This window comes from Draconibacterium sp. (assembly GCF_041583095.1).
GTDB lineage: Bacteria > Bacteroidota > Bacteroidia > Bacteroidales > Prolixibacteraceae > Draconibacterium.
Genome location: NZ_JBFHGM010000378.1, coordinates 1 through 3,809 on the forward strand (window position 1 = coordinate 1; position 3,809 = coordinate 3,809).

A 3,809-nucleotide genomic window follows, 5' to 3' on the forward strand; every position below is an offset into this window, starting at 1 on the left:
ATTCAATGGATTTATTCCCGATCAACACCTGAAAGATTACCTGATGGAAGCATTACCTGGTATGGCTTTAATATGGATATTACCAAAGTTAAAGAAACAGAACAGGCACTCCAAAACGCAAAAGAAATTGCCGAGCGGAATGAGCTGCTAATCGAAAAACAATATGTCAATCTAAAAAAATCAGAACTTCAGCTAAAACAATCTGAAGAAGAAATCCGACTTAAAAATAAAATATCAAATGCCATAATTCTGGGGTACGACGATAAGTTCTTCAAATCAATACTGGAGATTATTCTGAACACCTTAAAATGCTCATTTGGATTTTTTGGCTATATTACCGACAAGAACGAACAAACATTGGTTTGCCCAACCATGACTTTCGATGTTTGCGGAAAATACCAAATGCCCCATAAAACAGTCGAATTTCCTAAAAGTGTATGGTCGGGCATCTGGGGCGAAAGTCTCATCAAAAAGAAAAGCGTTTTTCGAAACGAAAACCTGAAATTCCCGATGGGGCATGTACAGCAAAAAAATGCTTTGGCAGTTCCAATTCTTTTTCACGAAAAATTAATCGGGCAAATTCTTGTAGCCAATAAAGAGGGTGGTTTTAACGAAAACCACAAACATATGCTTGAAGAAATTTGCAATTATATTGCTCCTTTGCTGCGAACCAAACTCATTGAAGAAAAATATAAAGCTGAACTTGTTTCGGCTAAAGAGAAAGCCGAAGAGGCCAACCAGTTAAAAACCGAATTCCTTAACAACATGTCTCATGAAATTCGTACGCCAATGAATGGGATTATCGGCTTTTCCGAAATGCTTAATAACCCGGATCTTTCGTACGAAAAAAGAAAGTATTATTCTCAAATTGTGCAAAACAGCAGCCGTCAGTTGCTCCGGATTATTGATGATATACTGGAAATTTCAACCCTGGAAACCAGGCAGAAAAAAATTAATGAAACAACATTCTCTCTGAATGATTTTTTAATGGAACTATTTTCAATTTTCAGTCTGAAATCAAAAGAACGAAATGTTCCACTCTATCTAAAAAAGGCCTTGCACGATAATGAATGCGAAATAAGTACCGATAAATCAAAACTGAATAAAATACTGAGTAACCTGCTCGAAAACGCCATTAAGTTTACGCACTCAGGGTTTATCGAATTTGGGTATAAAATCGAACAAAACAAAATCGTTTTCTATGTGAAGGATACCGGAATCGGTATTTCCAGTAATAGTTTCGATCTTATTTTCGAACGGTTTTCGCAAGAAGATAAAGAAATTTCGAAAAAACACGGGGGACTGGGATTAGGCCTGTCCATATCAAAAGAAAATGCCATACTACTGGGAGGCGACATTACACTGGAATCGGTAAAAGGGGAGGGATCTACTTTTTATTTAACCATCCCATTTAAACCGGCCAATAACACCAAACACCTGTTGCAAACCGGGGCATCTGACAGGGCATCCGGTAAACCGGTTAAAAACTTTACCATTCTTGTTGCCGAAGATGAAGAAGTAAACTTTCTGTTTATAGAGGCACTGTTTGAAACAAAAAACGGGAAAAAATTCGATATTATTCATGCAAAAAATGGCCAGGAGGCAGTGGATTTATGCGGGCAAAACAAAAAAATCGACCTCGTGTTAATGGACATTAAAATGCCTGTGATGAACGGCCACGAAGCAACGGCAAAAATAAAATCAGAATTCCCCGACTTGCCGATTATTGCCCAAACAGCCTATTCCAGGTATTCCGATAAACAACTGGCTTTACAGCACGGATGTAACGACTTTATTTCAAAACCGCTGAATAAAGAGAAGTTATTTAGCCTCATCGATAAGCATTTGAAAATAGGATAGGATCGAGCTACAAACTACTAGCCACTAGCATCCAGTATCCAGTATCCAGCATCCAGTTGAGCGAAGCGAAAATCCCGACCGTAGCGTCGGGGCATCCAGTTTCCAGCAAGCTTCAGCTAAAAGATTGGAGAAACTTTTACCCAAAAGATGAAGCTGTGTAATTTCGTTTTATTTTTGAGCCCGAAAAGATTACAGAAAAAAGTATGAGCAATTCATTGGATCAAAGTCTGCGTTTGCCCGCCGAGTGGGAGCCGCAGTCGTTTTTACAACTTACCTTTCCGCATCCAGCCAGCGATTGGGCTTATCTTTTAAAGGAAGCCAGTGCCTGTTTTGTGGATATAATTGAAGCCGCTGCCCGCTTTCAGAAAGTACTGGTGGTTTGCGACGATGTAAAACGTGTTCGTGCTTATTTCCGAAATACATCGAATGTTTATTTTGCTGAAGTTCCCTCGAACGATACCTGGGCACGCGACCACGGTGGAATTACTGTCCTCGAAAATGGAAAAGCCATTGTTCAGGATTATATTTTTAATGGCTGGGGAAAAAAGTTCGAGGCCGGTCTCGACAATCAAATCACCAAAACTTTGTTCGATCAGGGTATTTTTCAGCATTGCGAATTTAAAAGCTTCGACTTTGTATTGGAAGGCGGCTCCATAGAAAGCGATGGCTCAGGTACGATTCTTACCACCACCGAATGTTTGCTGGAGGAGAACCGCAACCCGCAATATACTCAGGAAGAAATTGAGGATATCCTGAAACAGAATTTTGGTGCAAAACGTGTTTTGTGGCTCAACAGCGGTTACCTGGCCGGCGACGACACCGATTCGCATATCGATACAATTGCACGTTTGTGTAACGAAAATACCATTGCCTACGTGGGGTGTAATAATCCGGAAGACGAGCATTTCGGGGCGATGCAAAAAATGAAAGCCGAACTGGAACAGTTTACTACCAAAGACGGAACACCTTACCAACTGGTTGAACTTCCGTTTGCCGACCCTTGTTTTGATGACGAAGGGAACCGTTTACCGGCAACTTATGCAAATTTCACCATTATCAACGGTGCGGTGCTGCTTCCGGTTTACGGATTAAAACAAGATGCCGAAGCCGTTGATATTTTGCAGCGGATTTTTCCCGAAAAAGAAATAATTCCAATAAATTGCAGGGTATTGATCGAACAGCACGGGGCGCTGCACTGCGTAACCATGCAGTATCCGGAAGCGGTAAAATTGAATAGTTAGGTAAAGAGACTTATAAAATTGAACGCCTTAATACATTAGGAAAAGCCCTCCTAATCTTCCGCCAGCTGGCGGGGATGAACCGTCCCCCTTTGAGGGATTCAGGGGGTTAGTGAAACGGCAAAAACATTGAACGGAAATCATGAGCAAATTAAAAGTAGGTATCATACAGCAGAAGCGTACAGGCAGCAAAGAAGAGAACACACAAAATAGTTTAAAGGCCATTAAAAAATGTGCCGAAATGGGAGCTGAACTGGTGGTGTTGCAGGAGCTGCACGCCAGCCTTTATTTTTGTCAGGTAGAGGATGTCGACCTTTTTGATCTGGCAGAACCGATACCGGGAAAAGATACCGAAATATATGCCGCAGCGGCTAAAGAAAATGGCGTTGTGTTGGTGACTTCGCTTTTCGAAAAACGTGCTGCCGGACTGTACCACAACACCGCTGTGGTTTTTGAAAAAGACGGATCGATAGCAGGGAAATACCGCAAAATGCACATTCCCGACGATCCCGGGTTTTACGAAAAATTCTATTTCACACCCGGCGATATGGGCTTTGAACCCATCAACACTTCGGTTGGGAGATTGGGATTGCTGGTTTGCTGGGATCAGTGGTATCCTGAAGGAGCGCGTTTAATGGCATTGGCCGGAGCAGAAATGCTCATTTATCCTACAGCTATTGGTTGGGACCCTGCCGATACCGACGATGAAAA

The 3,809-nt window shown here is 41.7% G+C and carries 3 protein-coding genes; all 3 read left to right on the forward strand.

The window, feature by feature from the left end:
* Positions 1-1,860 (forward strand): response regulator (locus ABZB17_RS21335; protein ID WP_372653464.1); only part of this gene is annotated, 1,860 nt, incomplete at its 5' end.
* 203 nt (positions 1,861-2,063) lie between these two features.
* Complete coding sequence (locus ABZB17_RS21340) at positions 2,064-3,101, forward strand: agmatine deiminase family protein (RefSeq protein ID WP_372653467.1); 1,038 nt, start codon at positions 2,064-2,066, stop codon at positions 3,099-3,101.
* 139 nt (positions 3,102-3,240) lie between these two features.
* Positions 3,241-3,809: nitrilase-related carbon-nitrogen hydrolase (locus tag ABZB17_RS21345; protein ID WP_372653469.1), on the forward strand; the 569-nt coding region annotated here is incomplete at its 3' end.